Below are 21902 nucleotides of genomic sequence, written 5' to 3'. Positions count from 1 at the left end.
TGCTTCGAAGAACGGTGTTGCGGTGCTGCTACACGTATCCGCGTTCTATCAATGCGTACAAATCATCATCACTGCGACTCTCCGGCCTCTCTTCCTCCACCGCTTCCGGGGCGTCGGGCGCCTGCGGCTCGAGGAGGGAGAAGATGTGGCGTGCCAGCCCCTGCGGAGTGGGGTAGGTGAACGCGACGGTGGCCGGGAGCCGTACGCCGGCCGCCGCGGCGAGCCGGTTGCGGAGCCCCACGGCGAGCGAAGAGTCGAATCCCAGAACCTTGAAGGTGTCGGCCGACCTCGCCACGAGATCGGCGCCCGTCAGAGCCGCGTTCTTCGCACTCAGCAGCGCTGCCGTTTCGGCGCACACGAGGGCGAGGACCGCTGATTCCGAGCCCAGGTCCGCTGTCGCGGTGCTCGTGCCCGGTCCGCTCGTCTGCGCGGCGGGGCTGTTCGTGGTGTCGGTGTCGGTGTCGGCGGGCGCCGTCAGCCAGTACCGCTGCCGCTGGAACGCGTAGGTCGGCAGGCCGATCCGGCGCGGCCGGCCCGCGGCGAACACCGCCTTCCAGTTCACCGGCACACCGCGCACGTGCAGCTCGGCCAGCGACGCCAGGACCTTGCCCGCACTCCCGTCGCGCTTGTGCAGGGTGCTCGCCAGCACCGGCGGGGTCGCCAGCGCGTCGGCGGCCTCCTCCATCGCCACCTGGAGCACGGGATGCGGGCTGACCTCCACGAACACACCGCCGCGGTCACGCATCAGCTCTTCGACGACCTCGCCGAAACGCACCATCGAGCGCAGGTTGTCGTACCAGTACGCGCCGTCGAGCACGCGGGTGTCGAGCAGCCCGCCGGTGACCGTGGAGTGGAACTTCACCGCGGATTCCCTCGGCGAGACGGCCGCGGTGTCCTCGAGCAGACGAGCACGGATGCTTTCGACGTGGTGGGAGTGCGACGCGTAGTCCACCTTGACCCGTCGCACCCGGACACCTTCACCGTCCGCCATCGCGGCGAACTCGTCCAGCGCCTCGCCGTCCCCGGCGATCACCACGGACGCCGGCCCGTTGACGGCGGCCACGGAAAGCCTGCCGGACCACTGCTCCAACCGGTCCTGAACCCATGCGGAGGGCGCGGCGACCGCGCTCATCCCGCCGCCCAGGCCGGCCAGGTCGGTCAGTGCCCGGCTGCGCAGGGCAACGATCCGCGCCGCGTCCTCGAGCGAGAGTGCGCCCGACACGCACGCCGCGGCGATCTCGCCCTGCGAGTGCCCCACCACAGCGTCGGGGACCACTCCCAGCGACCGCCACACCTGCGCCAACGACACCATCATCGCGAACAGGGCCGGCTGAACCACGTCCACCCGGTCCAGCGACGCAGCCGACTCCGCACCGGTCACCACGTCCACCAGCGACCAGTCCACCCACGGCTCCAGAGCCCGCGCGCACGCGTCGATCGCGCGCGCGAAGACCTCCGACTCCGCGTACAGCTGCTTCCCCATGCCCAGCCACTGCGACCCCTGACCGGGGAACACGAAGACGACGGGACCCGCCGGCCCCGTGGCCACGCCGCGAACCGCCCGCGCCGAGTCGCCGCCCGCCGCGACCAGGTCGAGGCCGGCCAGCGCCTCCTCACGGCTGCCGCTCAGGACCACGGCCCGGTGCTCGAACAGCGAGCGCGCCGTAACCAGCGAGTGGCCGACGTCGGCCGCCGGCAGCGAGGCGTCCGCGGCCACGAGGTCCCGCAACCGCGCCGCCTGCTCACGCAGGGCCTGCGCCGACCGCGCCGAGAGCACCCACGGCAGCACGCCGGGAACGCCCGCGGAGGTCACGTCCTCACCTGCGGCACGGGGTTCCGTCTGCGCCTCGGGGGCCTGTTCGAGGATCACGTGCGCGTTGGTGCCGCCCATGCCGAAGGCCGACACCCCGGCGCGGCGCGGCCGGCCGGGCTCGCCCTTCCAGGGCCGCGCCGCCGTCAGGACCTCGAAGTCCTCGTGGAAGTCCTCGATGTTGGGGTTCGCAGCGCGGAAGTTCAGACTCGGGACCAGGTGGGCGCGGTCCACGCAGAGCGCCGCCTTCACGAAGCCGACCATGCCCGCGGCCGGCTCCAGGTGTCCGACGTTGGTCTTGGCCGAGCCGATCGTCAGGGGGCGGCTGCGGCCGGTGTCCCGGAACACCTCGCGCAGACCGGAGATCTCGGCCGGGTCGCCCATGCGGGTGCCGGTGCCGTGGGCCTCGACGTAGTCGATGCTGTCGAAGGGGACGTCCGCGCCGGCGAGCGCGGCCCGCACGGCCGCCGCCTGCCCGGTGGGGCTGGGGTCGGGCATCCGGGTGGACGCGCCGCCGCTGCCGACGCCCCAGCCGCGCACCACGGCGTAGACGTGGTCGCCGTCGGCGACGGCGAGGTCGAGCCGCTTCAGGACGACGAACGCCCCGCCCTCGCCGCGGGCGAAACCGCTGGCCCGCTCGTCGAAGGTGAAGCAGCGGCCGTCGGGCGACAGGGCGCCCAGGTTCGCGAGGCCCAGTCCCGCTTCCGGGTCGACGATCAGGTGCACGCCGCCCGCGATCGCCATGTCGACCGCGCCGCTGCGGATCCGGTCGCACGTCAGCGCCAGTGACACGAGCGAGGAGGACTGGCCGGAGTCCGCGCAGAAGCTCATGCCGCGGACGTCGAACAGGCTGGAGATCCGGTTCGCGATCAGCGCACCGCTCGAACCGAGCGCGGCGTAGTGGTCGTCCCGGTCGCTTCCGGACAGCTTGCGCAGCAGGTCGTACCCGGACGGCGCGGCGGCGACCACGACGTCGATCTCGCGGCCCGCGAGCGCGCTCGCCGGGACCCGGGCGTCTTCGACGGCCTCCCAGGCGAGCTCCAGCCCGAGCCGCTGCACGGGGTCCATGGCGGCGGCCTCCGCCGGACCCGTGCCGAAGAACTCCGCGTCGAACCCATCGACGGAGTCGAGGAACGAACCCGAGTGCAGGGTGTCCGCATCCGGGTGGGACCGGTAGTCCGATCCGGCCGCCCGGGGCTCGGGGAACGTCCCGACGGTCGACTCCCCGTCGAGCAGCAAGCGCCAGAACTCACCCGGGTTGTTCACACCGGGGAAACGGCACGACATCCCGATGACGGCAATGTCGGCGGCTGCGCCACTCATACGAATTCCTTCCGGTTTCCTCGGCATACGGCTCTTACGGGCTGCACTGCTTTCACCGCCAGCAGGTCAGCAACTTCTGCAGCTCGTCCGGCGCGTCCATGAAGTCGTAGTGGCCGCCGTCGACCACCCGGATGTCGACCGAATCCGAGTACTGACGCCACCCTTCGAGCTCGTCGAGGCTCACGTCGGGGTCGTCCCGCCAGTGCAGGACGACGATGGGGCAGTCCACCTTGACGGGCTCCGGCCGCCGGTACGCGCCCGCGGCGGCGTGGTCACGGAGCAGCACGAACATGCCCATGTCGATCATGTCCGGCCGCGGCTCGATCCCGCGGCTGCGGAGGAACGCCTCCAGCTCGGCGCGCAGCTCGGGCTCGGTCATGGTGAGCATCCGGTCGCGCGAGGCGTCGTGCGGGGCCGGCTGGCCCGACACGAAGAGGCAGGCCGGACCGGGCAGGCCGAGTTCGGCGAGCCGGACCACGGTCTCGTACGCGGGCAGCGCGCCCGCGCAGTGCCCGAAGAGCGCGTACGGCCGGTCGAGCAGCGGCTCCAGCGGTTCGACCAGGCTCGCGGCGAGGTTCTCGTAGGTGCCGTAGTGGGGGTGGCCCAGCCGGTTCTCGCGGCCGGGGAACTGCACGGGGCAGACCTCGACGTCGTCGATCGCGGCCGGCCAGGCGCTGAACGCCGACGCCCCGGACCCGGAGAAGGGGAAGCAGAAGATCCGGGCGGGGTGCTCGGTGGACTGCGGCCGGACGAACCACGGCGAGGTGGCGGTGGTGGTGCCGGTTGTCATGGCGTCTGTCGTTTCTTGCCGACGATGGGGAGGTGGGTCATTCCGGCGATGAAGTACGACCGCAGGTGCTGCGGTTCGCCGGCGAGCTCGATCGACTCGAAGCGCTGGAGCAGTTCCTCGAAGAAGATGCGCAGCGTCATCCGGGCCAGCGGCGCCCCGATGCAGAAGTGCGTACCGAACCCGAACGCGGCCTGGCGCTTGGCCCCGGCCCGCGTGATGTCGAAGGTGTGCGGGTCGGGGAACAGGGACTCGTCCCGGTTGGCCGATCCGATCCACGCCACGACCGCGCCGCCGGCCGGGATGGTGCCCCCGCCGATCTCGACGTCGTCCACCGCGTACCGCATGAAGTTGCACGCGGCCGACGTCCAGCGCAGCCCTTCCTCGACCAGGTTCGGGATCAGCGACAGGTCGGCAGCCGCCTTCTCGAACTGCTCGGGGCGCTCGATGAGCGCCTCCACCGTGCCCGAGACGGTGTGCGGCGTCGTCACGTTGGCGCCCAGGAGGATGCTGTAGCCGTCGAGGGCGATCTCCTCGTCGCTCAGCGGCACGCCGCCCGGGCTGACGCTCATGAGGTGGTGGAGCAGGCTCTCGCCCTCTTCACCGGTCTCCCGCCGGGTCTTGACCCATTCCTTGACGTAGGTGACGAGCTCGTGGTGGGAGATGGCCAGGGTCGCGGCCTCGCTGCCCAGCTGGAAGTGCGGGTCCGAAGGGGCCGTCACCATCGCGGTCAGCTGGACGAGTTCTGCCCAGTCCTTCTCCGGGATCCCCAGCAGGGGGCCCGTGACCATCGCCGGGAGGAGCAGCGCCTTCTCGGCCAGGTCGAAGACCTCGCCGTCGAGCGCCGGCTGGAGGAAGCGCACGACCGTCCCGCGGATGCTGTCTTCCCAGGACTTCACCGCCCGCGCGGTGAGCTTGGAGCCGAGCGGCCGGCGGACCTCGGTGTGCCGCGGCGGGTCGGTGGACGTCATCAGCACGCCGGCCGCGACGTCGTCCGTCCCGAGGTGGGTGGGGACCGTGCCGCGTTCCGAGGTGAACTCGCGGTGGTCTGCGAGCACGCGGTGGACGTCCTCGTAGCGCGTCACCGACCAGAACTCGCGGCCGTCCGGCAGGACCTGGTGGTGCAGGGGGGCCTTCGCCCGCATCACGTCCCAGATCGGGTGGGGATCGCCCGACGTGTAGAGGTCCAGGTCGAACAGGTCGACGCTGTCGAGGTCGATGTCGCGCCCGGGGCCAGGCGTCAACCTCACGCCGCCGCCCTCCCCTGCTCAATCAGCTCGGCGACCCGGGTCGGGGTCTGCGCCAGGTAGAAGTCGCGCACGGACAGCCGGACGCCGTAGTCCTGCGACACCTGGTCGATAATCTTGATTCCGGACAGCGAATTGCCGCCGAGCGCGAAGAAGTCGTCTTCCACCCCGACCCCGGGGCAGCCGAGGATTTCCCTCCACAGCTCAGCAATTTCCTGCGCCAGCGACACCGGCGCGCTCGAAGGCGCGGCCTGTCGTTCTGACGTCTCATCCTGTCCACCTCGCTGGTGGACCACCTGCGGCGACGATTCCATTGCCAGTCCTTCCTTCCTCCGACGACCGGGAGTGCCCGCTCGTCCTTTTCGGCCCTGTCTTCGGACCGTCACCGCCATCACGACCGCCGGGGCCCTTTACGCCGTCCCGCGCCCGAGACAAATCCTCGAATGGCCGAATCGAGTGTCGCGTGAATTCGCGTCCACTCACACCGTGTTGGTGGTGTCCGCTGCCCGCCGGCCGATGGGGTTGAGAGTGGACCGGCAAGCCTGCATGCTGACGCCCCCGGAACGTCCGCTCCCCGTCGGACCGTCCCGCCGGCGGGACAGGGCAACTTCGACAGCGGCCTGCCCCGTCCCGGCACCGGCGTTCCTTGACCGGCTGATCCACGTTCCGTGAACCTGAAGGTATTTAACGAAGTTAGAGGCGCAGTGGAATGAGGGGGAACGACGTGGGACACAGCGGCATCGACACAGACGTGGTGATTGCGGGCGCCGGGCCGACAGGTCTGATGCTTGCCTGCGAGCTGCGGCTGGCGGGCGTCGACGTGGAGGTGGTCGAGCGGCTCCCGGAGCGGACGGGCGAATCGCGAGCCGGCGGGATGCACTCCCGCACCCTGGAAGTGCTGGACCAGCGCGGAATCCTGGATCGCTTCCTCGCGGCCGGCTCACTGCAGCCGGTGGGCCACTTCTCCGGCCTTTATCTGGACTTCGACGAGTTCGAATCCAGGCACCCCTATCCGCTGATGATCCTGCAGTCCGCCATCGAGCAGCTGCTGGAGGAGCGGGCCGCCGAGCTCGGCGTGCGGGTGCGCAGGGCGTCCGAGGTAAGCGGAATCCAGCAGGACGAGGCCGGCGTGACGGTCGAACTGACGACGGCGGAGGCGGCCCCCGCGACGCTGCGCGCCCGCTACCTCGTGGGCTGCGACGGCGGGCGCAGCACGGTGCGCAAGCTGTCGGGCATCGACTTCCCCGGCACTGCGGCGACGATGACCGCGCTGATCGGCGACGTCGAACTCCCCGATCTGCCCGAGGACTACGTCTGGGTGCGCCGCTGTGCCGGCGGCGACTGGTCGGCGATCGCCTTCGAGCCGGGCTGGTTCCGGGTGATCACATCCGAGTACGACCACGTCGCGGACCGCGACGAACCCGTGACGTTCGAGCAGCTCCGGGAGTCCCTGATCAGGGTCGCGGGCACCGACTTCGGCATGCACAGCCCGCGGTGGATCTCCCGGTTCAACGACGCCGCGCGGCAGGCCGCCCAGTACCGGCAGGGCCGGGTGCTGCTCGCGGGCGACGCGGCGCACATCCACTTCCCGGCCGGCGGGCAGGGGCTGAACATGGGCGTGCAGGACGCGGTCAACCTCGGCTGGAAGCTCGCCTCGGTGGTGCGCGGCAAGGCGCCGGAGAGCCTGCTGGACACCTACCACGCCGAGCGCCACCCCGTCGGGGAGCGCGTTCTGCACAACACCCGGGCGCAGTCGGCCCTGGCCCGCCCCGGCGCACAGACGGACGCACTGCGCGAGGTGTTCGGCTCGCTCATGGTGTTCGACAACGTCAACGGGTACCTGCGCGGCATGCTGACCGCACTGGACATCCGGTACCCGGTCGACGGCGACCACCAGCTGGCGGGCCGCCGGGTCCCCGACGCCGACCTCAAGATGTCCGACGGCGCCACCCGCGTCTGCGAGCTGCTGCACGCCGGCCGCCCCGTACTGCTCGACCTGTGCGGCAGCACCGAGGTGGCGGCGGCCGTCGAGGGCTGGGCCGATCGCGTCGACCTCGTCGAGGCGCGGAGCGAGGACGACCACTGGCCCGTCCCGGCCGTCGGCGAGATCCCCGCCCCCGCCGCGCTCCTCATCCGCCCCGACGGCCATGTCGCCTGGGCGGCCGACCCTGGCGACGCGCCCGACACCTCCGGGCTCCGGACCGCCCTCGCCACCTGGTTCGGTCCGGCCCTTCAGGGGTGAGACACCGCCCGAACTGACCGCATTGCGGGACGTTGCCGGTTCGTTCGGGGGCTCGCGCGGCGGCGGCCGTCAAGACCTGGTTGTGGTCTTGACGGCCGCCGCTGTCGTGTGGGGTGGATGCCGTGTGCGGTGTCCCTGGCCGGGGGCGCCGTGAGCGCGCGCGAAGCCGCCTCGGCGACGCGCGGTGCGCGGATCGCCGAGGCGGCTCTGGGGGGACACTGACCAGCTGGTCGGGGCTGGTCGGGGTCACGCTCGCTTCTTGAACGTGGAGACCGCCCACACGTACCCGAGGAGGGCGATCCCGAGGCACCAGGCGACGGCCGCGATCGCGTCGCCGCTCTGCGGGTTGCCCGCGAGCAGCCCGCGCAGCGTCTCGATGATCGGGGTGAAGGGCTGGTACTCGGCGAACTGCCGCACGCCGGCGCCCATCGAGTCCGCGGGCACGAACGCGCTGCTCAGGAACGGCAGCATGATCAGCGGTACGGCGGACATGCCCGCCGACTCCGCGGTCTTCGCGGCCAGTCCCATGGCGACGGTGAGCCAGCCGGCCGCGAAGCTGAGCAGCACGACGACACCGATCACACCGAGCCAGTCGACGGCGCTCGCGGCCGGGTCGAACCCCATCGCGAAGGCCACCCCGATGATGGCGGCGCAGCCCACCAGGGAGCGCACCGTGGTGATGACGACGTGCCCGGTCAGCATGGCGCCGCGGGAGACGTCCATGACCTTGAACCGGTTGATGATGCCCTTCGTCATGTCCGAGTTCACGGCCGTCGCGGTGGCCCCGAGCCCGTAGCTGATGGCCATCACGAGCAGACCCGGCGTCACGTAGTCGATGTATTTGTGGCCGACGCTGAACGCGCCACCGAACACCTTGACGAACATCAGCATGATCACAATGGGGAACAGGACCGCGTTGAACATCGTGACCGGGTTCCGCACGTTGTGCTTCAGGTTGCGGCGCAACATGATCGACGAATCGGCCAACGGCGTCGAGACAGTGCTCACAGGGCCATCGCCTCCTTGCTCGTGTGCTCGGTGCTCGTGTGGTCGGTCAGGGCGAGGAAGACGTCGTCGAGGTCCGGTCGGTGCACCGAGAACTCCTGGGCGTCGATCGAGTGCGCGTCGAGCCGCTCCAGCAGGGCCCGGAGCGACCTCGTCTCGCCGTCGCTCGGCACCCGCAGGGTCAGTTCGTCGTCGTCCCGCGTGGACTCGGCCAGGACCCGCGCCGCCGCGTCGAGTTCGTAGAGGTCGGCGAACCGGAGCCGGACGTGGGTGCCCGGGATCTGGCGCTTGAGCTCATCGGGGGTGCCCTGGGCGACCAGGCGGCCCTGGTTGAGCACCGCGATCTGGTCGGCGAGCTGGTCGGCTTCCTCGAGGTACTGGGTGGTGAGGAAGATGGTGGTGCCCTCGGCCACGAGCTCGCGGACGATCCCCCACATCGTGCGCCTGCTGCGCGGGTCGAGACCCGTCGTCGGCTCGTCCAGGAAGATGATCTCCGGGTTGCCGACCAGCGTCATCGCCAGGTCCAGCTTCCGGCGCATACCGCCGGAGTAGGTCGCCGACAGCTTGTCCGCCGACTCCACCAGGTCGAAGCGCTCCAGCAGCCGCGCCACCACCTGGTCACCGGAGCGCACGCGCTTCAGGTCAGCCATCAGCTGCAGGTTCTCCCGGCCCGACAGCAGCTCGTCCACCGCGGCGAACTGACCCGTCACACCGATGGCTGCGCGTGCCTGCTTGGTCGCGGTCGCCACATCGTGCCCGGCGACCCGCACCGTCCCGGCGTCGGCCTTCATCAACGTCGTCAGGACGTTCACCGTCGTCGTCTTGCCCGCTCCGTTCGGGCCGAGCAGGGAGAAGATCGATCCCTCGGCGACATCGAAGTCGATGCCGTCGAGCACGACCTTGTCGCCATATGCCTTGCGCAGCCCTGAAACTGCAATCGCTGAACTTCTCATGCCTCCACTTTCCTCTCCGGGCCTGTCACCCACCTGTCACACCCCTGACGCGGACCGCCGCCCTGTACTAGCCGCGGGCGGACTGCGCCTCGATCACGTCCAGCACCTCCCGGCCGAGATCGACCAGATACATGTGATCGCCCGGGAACTCCGCATAGCTGAATTCATCCGTGGTCGCCGCCTGCCACTGCTGAGCCTCTTCCGCGGTGACCAGTCCGTCGGAGCTGCCCCGCAGCGAGCAGATCGGCACCGACACCAGTTCGTCGGTGCTCGGGACGTAGTTCTCGTGCATTTCGCAGTCGGCCTGCAGCACGGGGAGGATCAGTTCGCGCATCTCCGGGTGGTCGAGGGCCTCGTGCCTGAACCCCGCGAACTCCTCGACCCGGGCGAGGAACTCCTCGTCCTGGAGCCCCGTCGCCCGCCTCTCGCGCTGCGTCCACGGCCCCGGCGAGCCGCTGACGACCAGCCGCTCGACGTGCACACCGCGCGCGCTCAGCAGGTGCACCAGCTCGTACGCGAGCACCGCGCCGAGGCTGTGCCCGAACAGCACGACCCGGGCCCCTTCGCCGAGGTCAGCGACAATGTCGTCGATCGAGCCCTTGGCCGCTTCGACGACATTGCGGTACGGCTCGTCCAGGATCCGCCGCTCCCTGCCGGGCAGCTCGACCGACGTCACTCGCCACCGGCCGGCGGACAGGTCCCGCCACGGGTGGAAGAACGACGGACCTGCTCCGGCGAACGGCACGCACAGCAGCGTGGTCTGGTCCCCGTGTTCCGCGGACACGCCGGGTTCTGTCACCCCGACCAACCCCAATCATCCATTGGATCGTTTGTTGAAAAGCTCCGGGACATGGACGTCCGGTCGCTACGGCAGCTTGCGGTTGACGACCTCGAAGAATTGGGCCACCGGTGCCGGCATGTGCATTTCGTGGTGCGTGGCGTGCATGTCGTGCACCTCGAGGGAACCGAGGACGTACGGGCGCCACAGGTGCGCGTACGATTTGTCCTCGAGCGTCGCGTTGAAATACAGCACGTCGCCGCGGTAGGCCGGGGATTCGTAATCCATCATGCGGGCCGTGTTGTTCGCCATGACCTTCGCCATGGTGTCCAGGAAGCCCTGCCGGTTGCCCATGCGGATGTACTGGCTGAAGTCGTCCTCGAGCTCCGCCCGGTAGTCCGACGACTCCTTGCCGGCGTGCACCTCGGTGAACCCGTGCCCGCCGGGCTGGCCGTCCAGGATGGCCACGAGGGAGACCTCGTGCCCGAGGCGGTCGAGCGCATCCGCGACGGCGTGCACGATGGTGCCGCCGTAGGACCAGCCGATCAGGTAGAAGGGCCCCTCCGGCTGGATCTCCAGCATCTGGGTGACGTAGTCGTCGATCATCTCCTGCACGGAGCCCGCCAGCGTGTCCACGCCGTCGGAGCCGCGGGACTGCAGGGCGTAGGCCGGCCGGTCCTGAAGGTGCAGCACGAAGCTGTAGTACGCCCAGCCCAGCCCGCCGCCTCCGTGGAAGAACCACACCGGCGGCTTGCCCGTACCCGGGTCGCTGTTCAGCGGCAGCACGACCGCGAACGTGTCGGCGTCGTCGTCGGGAACACCGCCGGCGAGCATCAGCGCGGCCAGCTCGGCCACCGTGGGGTACTTGATGATCGTCCTGATCGGAATGTCGATGTCGAACTCGTTGCGGATGCGGACGCTGAGCCGGGTGGCCAGGAGCGAGTGCCCGCCGAGCGCGAAGAAGCCGTCGTCGATGCCGACCTTCTCCCGGCCGAGCAGCTCGCCGTACAGGGCGCACAGCTTCCGCTCGTAGGCGTTGCGCGGCTCCCGGCTGACCACGGTGTTCGTGTCCTCCGAGGGCAGGGCCCGCTTGTCGAGCTTGCCGTTCGAGGTCAGCGGAATGTCCGACAGCGGGATCACCGCGGAGGGCACCATGTAGTCCGGGAGGCGCCCGCGCAGGTACTCGGACAGCTGCTCGGCGAACCCGGCGCCGGCCGCGGCGTCCGGCCCGGGCACCACGTAGGCCACGATGCGCTTGTCGTCCGCCTGGTTCTCGCGCACCAGGACCACGGCCTGCGCCACGTCCGGGTGCCCGGCGAGCGACTGCTCGATCTCGCCCAGCTCGATGCGGAAGCCGCGGATCTTCACCTGGGAGTCGGCGCGGCCCATGTACTCCAGCTGACCGTTCTTGGACCAGCGGACCAGGTCGCCACTGCGGTACATCCGCTCGCCCGGCTCGCCGAAGGGGCAGGCGACGAAGCGTCCCGCGGTCAGCTCCGGCCGGCCGTGGTAGCCGCGGGCCAGGCCGTAGCCCGCCACGTACAGCTCACCGGTCACGCCGGTGGGCGCCGGCATGAGGTTGGCGTCCAGGACGTAGGCGCGCAGGCCCGGGACGGCCGGGCCGATCACGCTGGCCCGGAAGCGGGCGGCGGAGTGCTCGTCCAGGTCGATGCGGGTGACGTGGACGGTGGTCTCGGTGATGCCGTACATGTTCACCAGCACCGGCGCGTCGGAGGCGTGGCGCGCGTACCAGTCCGCGAGGCGGTTGAGGTCGAGGGCCTCGCCGCCGAACACCACGTACCGCAGCGCCAGGTCCTGGCCGGGAGCCTCGGCGTCGGCCTGGACGAGCTGGTAGAAGGCCGACGGCGTCTGGTTGAGGACGGTGACCTGCTCGCGGGCGAGGAGCTGGAGGAACTCGGCCGGGGAGCGGGAGACGTCGTAGGGGACCACGACCAGGCGGCCGCCGTGGAGCAGCGGGCCCCACAGCTCCCACACCGAGAAGTCGAAGGCGTAGGAGTGGAAGAGGGTCCACACGTCGTCCGCGCCGAAGGCGAAGTCCTCGGTGGCGGCGAAGAGCCCGACCACGTTGCTGTGCGGGATCAGCACGCCCTTGGGGCGGCCGGTCGACCCGGAGGTGTAGATCACGTACGCCGGGTGCGCGGAGCTCAGGGCCGTGCGGCGCTCGGCGTCGGTGAGGTCGGCGGCGCTCTCCCCGGCGAGGTCCCCGACGAGGTCGAGGTGCACGAGGGGGAGGTCCTGGGCCAGTTCCTGTGCGGCGGCGTTGTCGCTGGCGGTGACCAGCAGGACCGGCTGGGCGTCCTGGACGATGTAGGCGATGCGGTCGGCCGGGGAGTCGGGGTCGATCGGCAGATAGGCGCCGCCCGCCTTGAGCACCGCCAGCAGCGCGACGACCAGCTCGGCCGAGCGCTCCAGGCAGACTCCGACGAGGGACTCGGGGCCCACTCCCTGGGCGACGAGGTGCCGCGCGAGCCGGTTGGCGCGGGCGTTGACCTCTCCGTACGTGAGCGCGGTGTCCTCGTAGGTCACCGCGACGGCGTCCGCGTGCTGCGCCGCCTGGCGCTCGAACAGCTCGACGAGGGTGGCGTCGGGGATCTCGCCGCCGGCGTCGTTCACCTCGGTCAGCAGGCGCTCCCGCTCCGCCGCACCGAGCACGTCGACGTCCCCGACGCGCATCGTCGGATCGGCGGCCAGCTGCTCCAGCACCCGGACGAGCCGGCCGGCGATCACCTCGGCCGAGTCGCGGTCGAACAGCTGGGTCGCGTACTGGAGGTCGCCCTGCAGCGCGCCCGACTCGTCCACGGTCAGGCTGAAGAACAGGTCGACCATGGCGGTCGACGGGATGGCCTGCTCGAACTTGACGTCGAGCCCGGGGATGCCGAGGTCCGGCTTCTGGTAGCTCTGCCAGGCGAACATGACCTGGAACAGCGGCTGGTAGGACGCGGAGCGCTCGGGGTTGATGGCCTCGACCAGCAGGTCGAACGGCACGTCCTGGTACTCGTAGGCCGTCAGCGCCTTGTCCCGCACCTGCGCGAGCAGCTCGGTGAACGTCGGGTTGCCGGAGAGGTCCGCGCGCAGCACCTGGGTGTTGACGAAGAACCCGATCAGATCGGCCAGCGCTTCGTCGGTCCGCCCCGCGATCGGAGAGCCGATCGTCAGGTCGTCCCCGCCGCCGAGCTTGCGCAGCAGCACCGCAAGCGCGGCCTGCAGGACCATCGACATGGACGCCCCGCGCTCGTCGGCCAGCTTCTGCAGCCCGGCCGCCACCTCCGGGTCCGCGCAGAGGCCGATCGTCTCGCCGTGCGAATTCGCTTCCGCGGGCCGCGGGCGGTCCGTCGGCAGGCTCAGCGGCTGCGGGACCCCGTCGAGCTCCTTGCGCCAGTACTCGACCTGCTGCGCGGCGAGGCTTTCCGGGTCGGCCACGTCGCCGAGCACCTCGCGCTGCCACTGCGCGTACTGGTTGTACTGCACGGGCAGCGGCTCCCACTGCGGCGCCCGGCCGTTCTGCCGGGCGGCGTAGGCGGCGATCAGGTCCCGCATCATCGGCGCGCTCGAGCTGCCGTCCGAGGCGATGTGGTGGACGACCATGACCAGCACGTGCTCCTCGGGGGAGCAGCGCAGCAGGTGTGCCCGCAGGGGGAGTTCGCCTTCCAGGTCGAACCCGTGCGCGACGGCCTCGCCGATCGCGCCGGCCACGTCCTCGGGCGCCACCTCGACCACCTGCACCTGCGGCGACGCCTCGGCCACCGGCAGGATCCGCGAGTAGGGCTCACCCTCGCTGTCCGTCGCGTACGTGGTGCGCAGGATCTCGTGCCGTTCGGCCACGTCGCCGATCGCCGCGACCAGGGCGGCCTGGTCCAGGGCTCCGGTCAGCCGGAAGGCCGCCGATATGTTGTAGGTCGCCGCCCCGCCCTCCAGTTGGTGCAGAAGCCACATACGGCGTTGTGCGAATGACAGCGGAATCATTGGTTCACTCCTTAACGAACATCTGGCGCAGGCTGGGGCGACGGGGAGCAGCCGATTCCTCCGACCACGCGGCGAGCGCGGCCACCGTCGGCAGGTCGAAGATCTTGCGGATGGGTATCTCTATCCCCATCTCGGCACGGGCGCGGCTGATCAGCCGGGTGGCGAGCAGGGAGTGCCCGCCGAGCTCGAAGAAGCCGTCGTCGATGCCGACCCGGTCCACGCCGAGCACCTCGGCGAACAGCTTGGCCAGGGTCTCCTCGCGGGTGGTGCGGGGCGCCCGGTAGGCGGCGCCGGTGTACTCCGGCTCGGGCAGCACGGCCCGGTCCAGCTTGCCGTTCGGGGTGAGCGGCAGCCGGTCGAGGAAGACGAAGGCGGACGGCACCATGAAGTCCGGCAGCCGCTGCGAGACGAAGCCGTGCAGCTCCTTGGTCGTCATGTCGTCACGGGTGACGGCGGGCACGACATACGCGACCAGCTGCTTGCCCGTGCTGCTGCCGCGCCCGTCGCGGGCGATGACGGCGGCCTGCGCGACCCCGGGGTGCGCGGTGAGCGCGGCCTCGACCTCGCCGGGCTCGACGCGGAAGCCGCGTACCTTGACCTGCGCGTCTCCGCGGCCCACGTATTCCAGTCGGCCGTTGTCGTTCCAGCGGGCCAGGTCGCCGGTGCGGTACATGCGCGAGCCGGTCGGGCCGAACGGGTCGGCGACGAAGCGCTCGGCGGTCAGTTCGGCGCGGCCGTGGTAACCGCGGCCCACGTTCCCGCCGACGTACAGCTCGCCGACCGCGCCCGGCGGCACCGGCGCGAGGCCGGGGCCCAGGACGTAGGCCCGCATGTTGCCGAGCGGGGTGCCGACGGGCGCGCTGCCCGCCCAGTCCTGCGTGTCGCCGGAGACGGTGAAGGTGGTGGCGTAGAACGACTCGCTCTGCCCGTAGGCGTTGACGATCCGTACGCCCGGGAAGGCGTTCCGCGTCTTCTCGACGAGCGACGAGGGCAGGGCCTCGCCGGCGAAGACGACCGTTTCCACGCTGGTGCGGCCGGAGATCTCGTCGACGAGTTCGGCGAAGGCGGACGGCACGGTGGAGATGACGCTGCCGCTCCAGCTCTGCCGCTCGCCCAGGACCAGGACGTCCCGGACCACTTCGACGATGCCGCCGCAGGCGAGTGTCGTGAAGATCTCGAACGCCGAGACGTCGAAGTTGACCGACGTGCCCGCAAGGAGCCGCTTGCCCTGTTCCATGCCCACGCGGGAGGCGAGCCGCAGCACGCCGTTGACCACGTTTGCGTGGGTGATGGCGACGCCCTTGGGCTTGCCCGTGGAGCCGGAGGTGTACATCACGTAGGCCAACTGGTCCGCGTGGAGCGGCAGTTCGAGGGAAGTGCCGTCTCCGGACAGGTCGAGCTCGTCGAGGAAGACGTCCGGGGCGTCGTGCGCCGGCAGCACCTCGACGGTCGCGGAGTCCGTCAGGACGAGGCGCGGGCGCGCCTCCTCGAGGATGGCCGCAAGACGATGGCTGGGGTACTTGGGGTCGACCGGCAGATACGCGCCGCCCGCCTTCAGGACCGCGAGCAGTGCGACCACCAGGTCCGCCGACCGCGGCAGTGAAACCGCGACCACCGACTCCGGGCCCACCCCGCGTCCGGCCAGTTCGCGCGCCAGGCGGTCGGCCCGGGCGTTCACCTCGCGGTACGTGAGCGACGCGCCCTCGGCGACCACGGCGACCTCGTCCGGGGTCCGCGCCGCCTGCGCCTCGACGAGCCCGTTGATCGTGACGTCCGGAGTCGGGACGGCCGTGTCGTTGAACTCGCCGAGCAGCCGGTCGCGTTCGGCCGGATCCAGGATGTCGATGTCCGCGGCCTTCACCTCGGGGGTGAGGGCCAGCTGCCGCAGGACGCGCACGAGGCGGGCCGCGAACACCTCCACCGTGTCCCGGTCGAAGACACCCTGCGCGTACTGGAGGATGAGCTGGAGGTGCGGGTCGACCGCCGCCATCAGGGTCAGCGGATAGTTGGTGGCCGTGGACGCGCGCAGGCCGGTGAAGGCGATCCCGTCCGCGGCGTCGGTGGCGGCGCTGAGGCCCTCCCGGTCGACCGGGTACGACTCGAAGACGACCAGCGTGTCGAAGAGGGACGGCAGGCCGACGGACTGCTGGATCTCCGAGAGCCCGTAGTAGTGGTGATCCAGAAGACCGGCCTGCCGGCTCTGGAGCCGGGTCAGGACCTCGGCGAGGGTGTCGCCGGGCGCGTACTCGACACGTACGGGAAGGGTGTTGATGAACATCCCGACCATCGAGTCGACGTCCGTCACCTCGGGCGGACGCCCGGAGACGGTGGCGCCGAACAGCACGTCCTGGCGGCCGGTGAGCTGGCCGAGCAGCAGCGCCCAGGCGCCCTGGACCAGGGTGTTGATGGTGACGCCCCACTCGGAGGCACGCCGGGTGAGTGCGCGCGCCTCGTCGAGCGGGAGCGTGATCTCGACCTGGTCGACGCCCTCCGCGCCCGCGTCCTCGGAGCCGGGAGCGAGCAGGGTCGCCTCCTCTACCCCGTCGAGTTCGGCCGCCCACACCCGTGCGGACTCCGCCTCGTCCTGCCGGGCACGCCAGGACAGGAACTCGCCGAAGTCGCGGGTCCCGGGCAGAGCGGCCGGGTCGCCGCGGGACGCGTAGAGCAGGAGCAGGTCCCGCATCAGCAAGGGCATGGACCAGCCGTCGATCAGCACGTGGTGGGCGGTCATCACGAGTTCGGCGCGGCCGGGCTCGAGGACGGCGAGGGCCAGCCGGATCAGCGGCGGGCTGTCCACGTCGAAGTGGGCGGCCCGGTCCTGGGCGAGGAACTGCTCGAACGTCTCGGTCCGCTCGTCCACTCCGGCCGCGGTCAGGTCGAGGTACTGCCAGGGCAGGGTCACCGTCTCCGGGATCACCTGCACGACGTCGCCGTCCGCCCGGTCGACGAACGCCGCGCGGAGGCTGGGGTGACGCCTCAGCAAAGCCTCCGCGGCCCGCTGCATCCGCTGCGGGTCGACCGTGCCGGACAGGTGGAACACCAGCTGCATGTGGTAGGCGTCGAAGGAGGAGTCGGCCAGCAGCGTGTGGAACAGCATCCCGGACTGCACGGGCGTCGTCGGCCACACCTTGGCCAGCTTGCCGAACCGGGACTCCCAGGTGTCGATCTCGCTCTGGCCGACCTTGACCAGCGGCGCGTCGCTCGGGGTGAGCCCGCCGGCGTCGGGTGTCGTGGCGTGCCGGGCCAGGGCCGTCAGCGCCTCGACCCACAGCCCGGCCAGCTCGGTCACCTCGTCGCGGGAGAGCACACCGGTCGGGAAGCCGAAGTAGGCGGTCAGCTCGTCACCGCCGAGGGTGTTGGTGGCCACGGCGTTGATCTCCAGCGCCGACAGCACCGGCATGTCCGCGTCGGGCGCGGCGATCAGGTCCCGGTGCGTGGTGTCCGGCGTCCAGCCCAGGCCGCGCAGTTCCTCGGGGATGTCCGCACTGGAGGACCGGCCCAGGTAGTTGAACCCGATCCGCGGTTCCCGCTGTCCGGCGAGCTCGGCGGCGGTCTCCGTGTTGAGGTGGCGCAGCAGGCCGTAGCCCATGCCGTTGTCCGGCACCGCCCGCAGCTGCTCCTTGACGGCCTTGACCGCCCGCCCGGCGGCCGGACCGCCGGCGAACGCGTCCGCCACGTCGATGCCCGTCAGGTCCAGCCTGACCGGGAACATCGCGGTGAACCACCCGATCGTGCCCGACAGGTCCGCGCCGGGCACCAGGTGCTCTTCCCGGCCGTGCCCTTCCAGCCGCACGAGCGTCGAGGCCCCGGACTCGCCGCGCGTCTGGCGCCAGCGCGCCAGCGCCAGCGCCAGCCCGGCGAGCAGTCCGTCGTCGACACCGCCGCGGAACACCGTGGGCACCGTGTTCAGCAGGGTTCCCGTGACGTCGGTCGGCACCTGGATGCGCACCGTGTCCACGGTGGCCGTGACATCCCGTGCGGGGTCCAGCTCCCGTGCTCCCAGCACGGGCTCTTCCTCGCGCAGGATCTCCTGCCACACGGGCAGTTCCGCCACCCGCTCCGGGGTGGCCGCCTCGTCCGCCAGGGCGTGCGTCCACCGGCGCAGCGAGGTACCCACCCCGGTCTGTGCCGAGGTGTGGCCGTCGCGGACCTGCTGCCAGGCGGACACCAGGTCCGGCACCAGGATCCGCCACGACACCCCGTCGACGACGAGGTGGTTCAGGACGATGAGCAGCCGGTCCGCTTCCGTGTCGGAGGTGAACCACACGAACTGCGCCATGACGCCCGCGTCCGGGTCCAGCCGGTCCGCGGCCGCATCCAGCTCGGCCTTCACATCGGCGTCGCCGTAGGGGATTTCCCGTACGAGAGCGCCGGCGTCCACACTGCCGACCGGCTCCATGCACAGGCCCGGCTTCGCCCGGTCGAGCCGGGAGCGCAGCACGTCGTGCCGGTCCAGCACGGCCTGCAGCGTCGCGAGCAGCCCCGCGCGGTCGATGTCCTCGGGCAGGGTCAGCAGCGCGGACATGCAGAACCGGCCGATGCCACCGCCCAGGGCGAGGACGTGCGCCGCCGTCGGAGGCAGCGGAGCCCAGCCCACGCCGCCGCCCGGCAGCTCGGCCAGGCTGACGCGCTCCTCTTCCTCCCGGCCTTCGACCAGTTCCGCGAGCCGAGCGACCGTACGGTTCTCGAAGATCTCGCGCGTGCTGACCACCACGCCGCGCGCCTTGGCCCGCGCGACGACCTGGATCGAACGAATGCTGTCCCCGCCGCTGGTGAAGAAGTCGTCGTCGATGCCCACCTGCTGGGCGTCGAGCACGTCCGCGTACACCTCGGCCAGGACGCGCTCCGCCTCGCTGCGCGGCGCCCGGTAGGCGGTACTGGGGAATTCCGGCTCGGGCAGCGCGGCCCGGTCCACCTTTCCGTTCGCGGTCAGCGGCAGCCGGTCCAGCACCACGAGCAGGGAGGGCACCATGTAGTCCGGCAGCCGCTTGGCCACGAACCGCCGCAGATCCGCCACCGAGACGCCGGCGTCCAGCCCGGCGTCACCGTCTCCGGTGCCCACCGGCGCCACATAGCCGACGAGCCGGGTCTTGCCGGCGTGGTCCTCGCACACCGTGACCACGGCCTGGCCGATCGCGGGATGCTGGACGAGGGCCGTCTCGATCTCGGTCGGCTCGACACGGATGCCGTTCACCTTGACCTGGGTGTCGGCTCGCCCCGCGTACTTCAGCTGTCCGTTCTCGTCCCACTGGGCCAGGTCACCGGTGCGGTACATGCGCGCGCCGGCGGGACCGAAGGGGCAGGCGACGAACCGCTCCGCGGTGGCTCCGCCGCTGCGGTAGTAGCCGCGGGCGAGCAGGCCGCCGACGTACAGTTCGCCGATCACACCCGGCGGGACCGGAGTGAGCTCGGGACCCAGAATGTGGGCGTGCATGTTGGCCAGTGGCGCTCCGACCGGTACCGCGCCGGTTTCGGCCGACTGCTGCGGGACGGTGAACGTGGCGGCGTAGAAGCTTTCGGTCTGTCCGTAGGCGTTGACGACACGGACACCGGGCAAGGCGTGGTGAACCTTGCGGACCAGGTCGGCCGAGAGCGCCTCACCGGCGAAGACGACGGTTTCCACGTCGAGCTCGAGGCTGCCCGGGGCTTCGGTGCCGATCTGGTCGAGCAGCGCGGAGAACACGGCGGGCACGGCACTGACGGTGGCACCCGACCAACTGCCGCGTTCGGCGAGTTCGAGTACGTCACGGACGATTTCGACGCTCGCTCCGCTGGTCAGCGCGGTGAATATCTCGAACACGGAGACATCGAAGTTCACCGAGGTCGCGGCGAGCATCCGGGACCCCGCCTCGACGTGCACGGTCCGGCGCAGGTCCCGCACACCGTTGACCACGCAGGCATGGGTGACGGCGACACCCTTGGGAGTCCCGGTCGACCCCGAAGTGAACATCACATAGGCCAGATTGTCCGGCCCGATACGGACATCCGGGGCTTCGACGGCGGGGCCGTCGAGGCTCAGGTCGTCGAGGTGAAGCACCGGCGACTGGCAGTTGGCCACCGTCGCCGCCGTTTCACGACAGGTCAGTGCCAGTGCCGGGCCGGCCGTGTCGAGCAGGAGGTCGACCCGTGCGGCCGGGTAGTTGGGGTCGATCGGCAGGTAGGCGCCGCCGGCCTTGAGCACGGCCAGCAGCGCGACCACCAGGTCCGCGGATCGCGGCAGTGCCACGGCGACCAGGACGTCCGGCCCGACTCCGTGGTCGCGCAGTACCGCAGCCAGCCGGTTGGCGCGGGCGTCCAGTTCCCGGTACGACAGCTCCGTCCGTCCGGACACCACCGCGCTCGCGTCCGGTGTCTGCGCCGCCTGAGCGGCGACCAGCTCCGGTACCGTCGATGCCCGCACCGGTACCGTCGTCTCGTTCAGCTTCGTCAGCCAGTCCCGTTCGGCACCGGTGAGCACGTCCACCCCGCCGAGCCGCGTCCCGGAATCGGCGACCACCTGGCGCAGCACGCACAGGTAGCGGTCGACGAGGCTCTCGGCCGTGGAGTGGTCGAACAGTTCCGTCGCGTACTCCAGCCGCCCGTACGCACCGCCGGACGGGGCCGGGACGATGTTGAAGAACAGGTCGAACTTCGCGGTACCGGTGCCCGCCGGGACGGGGGTGACCCGCAGGCCCGGTATCTCGATCTGTCCCCACTCGAACTGCCAGGCCAGCATCACCTGGAACAGCGGCTGGTACGCGGTGGTCCGGTCCGGGCTCAGCAACTCCACCAGGCGCTCGAACGGAACGTCCTGGTTGTCGTACGCGGCAAGGGCCCGGTCCCGCACCTGCTCGAGCAGATCGCCGAACGAGGGGTTCTTCGACAGGTCGACGCGCAGCACCCAGGTGTTGGCGAAGAACCCGATCAGATCGTCGAGCTGCTCGTCGGCGCGCCCCTCGATCGGGCTGCCGATCGTCAGGTCGTTGCCGGCGCCGAGGTGGTGCAGGAGAACCGCGAGCACGGCCTGGGCGACCATCGGCGCCGTGGCACCGCGCTCCGCGGCCAGCTTCCCGACCCCGGCGAGCAGTTCCGCGTCCAGCTCGAAGTCGACATGGCCGCCGTGGTGGCCGGCCGCCGTCGGCCGCGGCCGGTCCAGCGGCAACTGGACCGGCTGCGGCACCTCGGCCAGTTCCTTGCGCCAGTAGTCCAGCTGCGCCGCGGCGACGCTCTCCGGATCCTCTTCGTCGCCCAGCACCTCGCGCTGCCACAGCGTGTAGTCCTTGTACTGCACCCCGAGCGGAGTCCACTGCGGCGCACTGCCCTGGTGGCGAGCCGAGTACGCCGACAGCAGATCCCGCATGAACGGCGCCATCGAGGCCCCGTCCGCGGCGATGTGGTGGAACACGAACACCAGCACGTGCTCCTGCGGGGAGACGCGCAGAACGGTGGTCCGCAGAGGGAGTTCCGTGTCCAGGTCGAAGCCCTGGCACGCGGCGTCGTGCACGGCGGCGTCCACCGCGTCCGCGGCAACGTCGGCCACCCGGAAGTGGACGGCCGCCTCCTCCGGGGGAAGGACCTGCTGCTCCGGCGTGCCGTCCGCGTTCTCGACGACCAGGGTGCGCAGGCTCTCGTGCCGGGTGACGACGTCCGTCACCGCCGCGGCCAGGGCCGCCGTGTCCAGCGGCCCTTCCAGGCGCAGCACGAACGGGATGTTGTAGGTCGCGGACGGGCCTTCCAACCGGTGGAGGAACCACAGCCGACGCTGAGCGAAGGACAACGGGATCATCGAGTTAC

General features: G+C 70.9%; 10 protein-coding genes. 1 reads left to right on the top strand and 9 read right to left on the bottom strand.

Features of this window, described 5'->3' with window-relative positions:
• Positions 1–28 precede the first annotated feature (28 nt).
• The 4 genes from AB0I68_RS28815 to AB0I68_RS28800 are packed head-to-tail and all read right to left on the bottom strand — an operon-like array spanning position 29 to position 5481.
• Entirely contained in the window at positions 29–3133 is a 3105-nt protein-coding gene (locus AB0I68_RS28815; protein ID WP_363180282.1) for a type I polyketide synthase, read from the bottom strand.
• Between the two features lie 52 nt (positions 3134–3185).
• Positions 3186–3923, bottom strand: coding sequence for an alpha/beta fold hydrolase (locus AB0I68_RS28810; RefSeq protein WP_363180281.1), 738 nt, complete (start codon positions 3921–3923; stop codon positions 3186–3188).
• On the bottom strand, positions 3920–5170 hold the full coding sequence (locus AB0I68_RS28805; protein WP_363180280.1) for a cytochrome P450: 1251 nt from the start codon (positions 5168–5170) through the stop codon (positions 3920–3922). Before AB0I68_RS28805 ends, AB0I68_RS28810 begins: the two co-directional genes overlap by 4 nt.
• Positions 5167–5481: a phosphopantetheine-binding protein gene (locus AB0I68_RS28800; protein WP_363180279.1), complete on the bottom strand. Its 315-nt coding sequence runs from the start codon at positions 5479–5481 to the stop codon at positions 5167–5169. Before AB0I68_RS28800 ends, AB0I68_RS28805 begins: the two co-directional genes overlap by 4 nt.
• Before the next feature lie 410 nt (positions 5482–5891).
• On the opposite strand from AB0I68_RS28800, the gene AB0I68_RS28795 reads away from it, so the two are divergent.
• Positions 5892–7409, top strand: a complete 1518-nt coding sequence (locus AB0I68_RS28795) for an FAD-dependent monooxygenase (protein ID WP_363180278.1) — start codon at positions 5892–5894, stop codon at positions 7407–7409.
• A 246-nt stretch (positions 7410–7655) separates the two neighbouring features.
• On the opposite strand, the gene AB0I68_RS28790 is transcribed toward AB0I68_RS28795, so the two are convergent.
• The 5 genes from AB0I68_RS28790 to AB0I68_RS28770 form a co-directional block, all read right to left on the bottom strand.
• Positions 7656–8417 carry an ABC transporter permease gene (locus AB0I68_RS28790; protein WP_363180277.1) on the bottom strand — a complete coding sequence of 254 codons (762 nt, stop codon included), beginning with the start codon at positions 8415–8417 and terminating at the stop codon, positions 7656–7658.
• The gene (locus AB0I68_RS28785) at positions 8414–9367 is read right to left on the bottom strand and encodes an ATP-binding cassette domain-containing protein (protein ID WP_363180276.1); all 954 of its coding nucleotides are present in this window, start codon (positions 9365–9367) and stop codon (positions 8414–8416) included. The genes AB0I68_RS28790 and AB0I68_RS28785 overlap by 4 nt, the downstream gene beginning before the upstream one ends.
• Before the next feature lie 67 nt (positions 9368–9434).
• The gene (locus AB0I68_RS28780; protein ID WP_363180275.1) at positions 9435–10151 is read right to left on the bottom strand and encodes an alpha/beta fold hydrolase; all 717 of its coding nucleotides are present in this window, start codon (positions 10149–10151) and stop codon (positions 9435–9437) included.
• Positions 10152–10232: 81 nt separating this feature from the next.
• Positions 10233–14129, bottom strand: a complete 3897-nt coding sequence (locus AB0I68_RS28775; protein WP_363180274.1) for an amino acid adenylation domain-containing protein — start codon at positions 14127–14129, stop codon at positions 10233–10235.
• A gap of 4 nt (positions 14130–14133) precedes the next feature.
• Positions 14134–21894 carry an amino acid adenylation domain-containing protein gene (locus AB0I68_RS28770; protein ID WP_363180273.1) on the bottom strand — a complete coding sequence of 2587 codons (7761 nt, stop codon included), beginning with the start codon at positions 21892–21894 and terminating at the stop codon, positions 14134–14136.
• Positions 21895–21902: the final 8 nt, after the last annotated feature.

The sequence above is a fragment of the Streptomyces sp. NPDC050448 genome, from assembly GCF_040655295.1.
In the GTDB taxonomy this organism is placed as follows: Bacteria; Actinomycetota; Actinomycetes; order Streptomycetales; family Streptomycetaceae; genus Streptomyces.
This window is presented reverse-complemented; position numbering and strand designations above follow the sequence as displayed.

What these genes read in the sequence shown, in the direction of transcription:
- AB0I68_RS28815 (WP_363180282.1), bottom strand. Translation starts at nt 3,133, where the DNA reads ATGAGTGGCGCAGCCGCCGACATTGCCGTCATCGGGATGTCGTGCCGT.
- AB0I68_RS28810 (WP_363180281.1), bottom strand. Translation starts at nt 3,923, where the DNA reads ATGACAACCGGCACCACCACCGCCACCTCGCCGTGGTTCGTCCGGCCG.
- AB0I68_RS28800 (WP_363180279.1), bottom strand. Translation starts at nt 5,481, where the DNA reads ATGGAATCGTCGCCGCAGGTGGTCCACCAGCGAGGTGGACAGGATGAG.
- AB0I68_RS28785 (WP_363180276.1), bottom strand. Translation starts at nt 9,367, where the DNA reads ATGAGAAGTTCAGCGATTGCAGTTTCAGGGCTGCGCAAGGCATATGGC.
- AB0I68_RS28775 (WP_363180274.1), bottom strand. Translation starts at nt 14,129, where the DNA reads ATGATTCCGCTGTCATTCGCACAACGCCGTATGTGGCTTCTGCACCAA.
- AB0I68_RS28770 (WP_363180273.1), bottom strand. Translation starts at nt 21,894, where the DNA reads ATGATCCCGTTGTCCTTCGCTCAGCGTCGGCTGTGGTTCCTCCACCGG.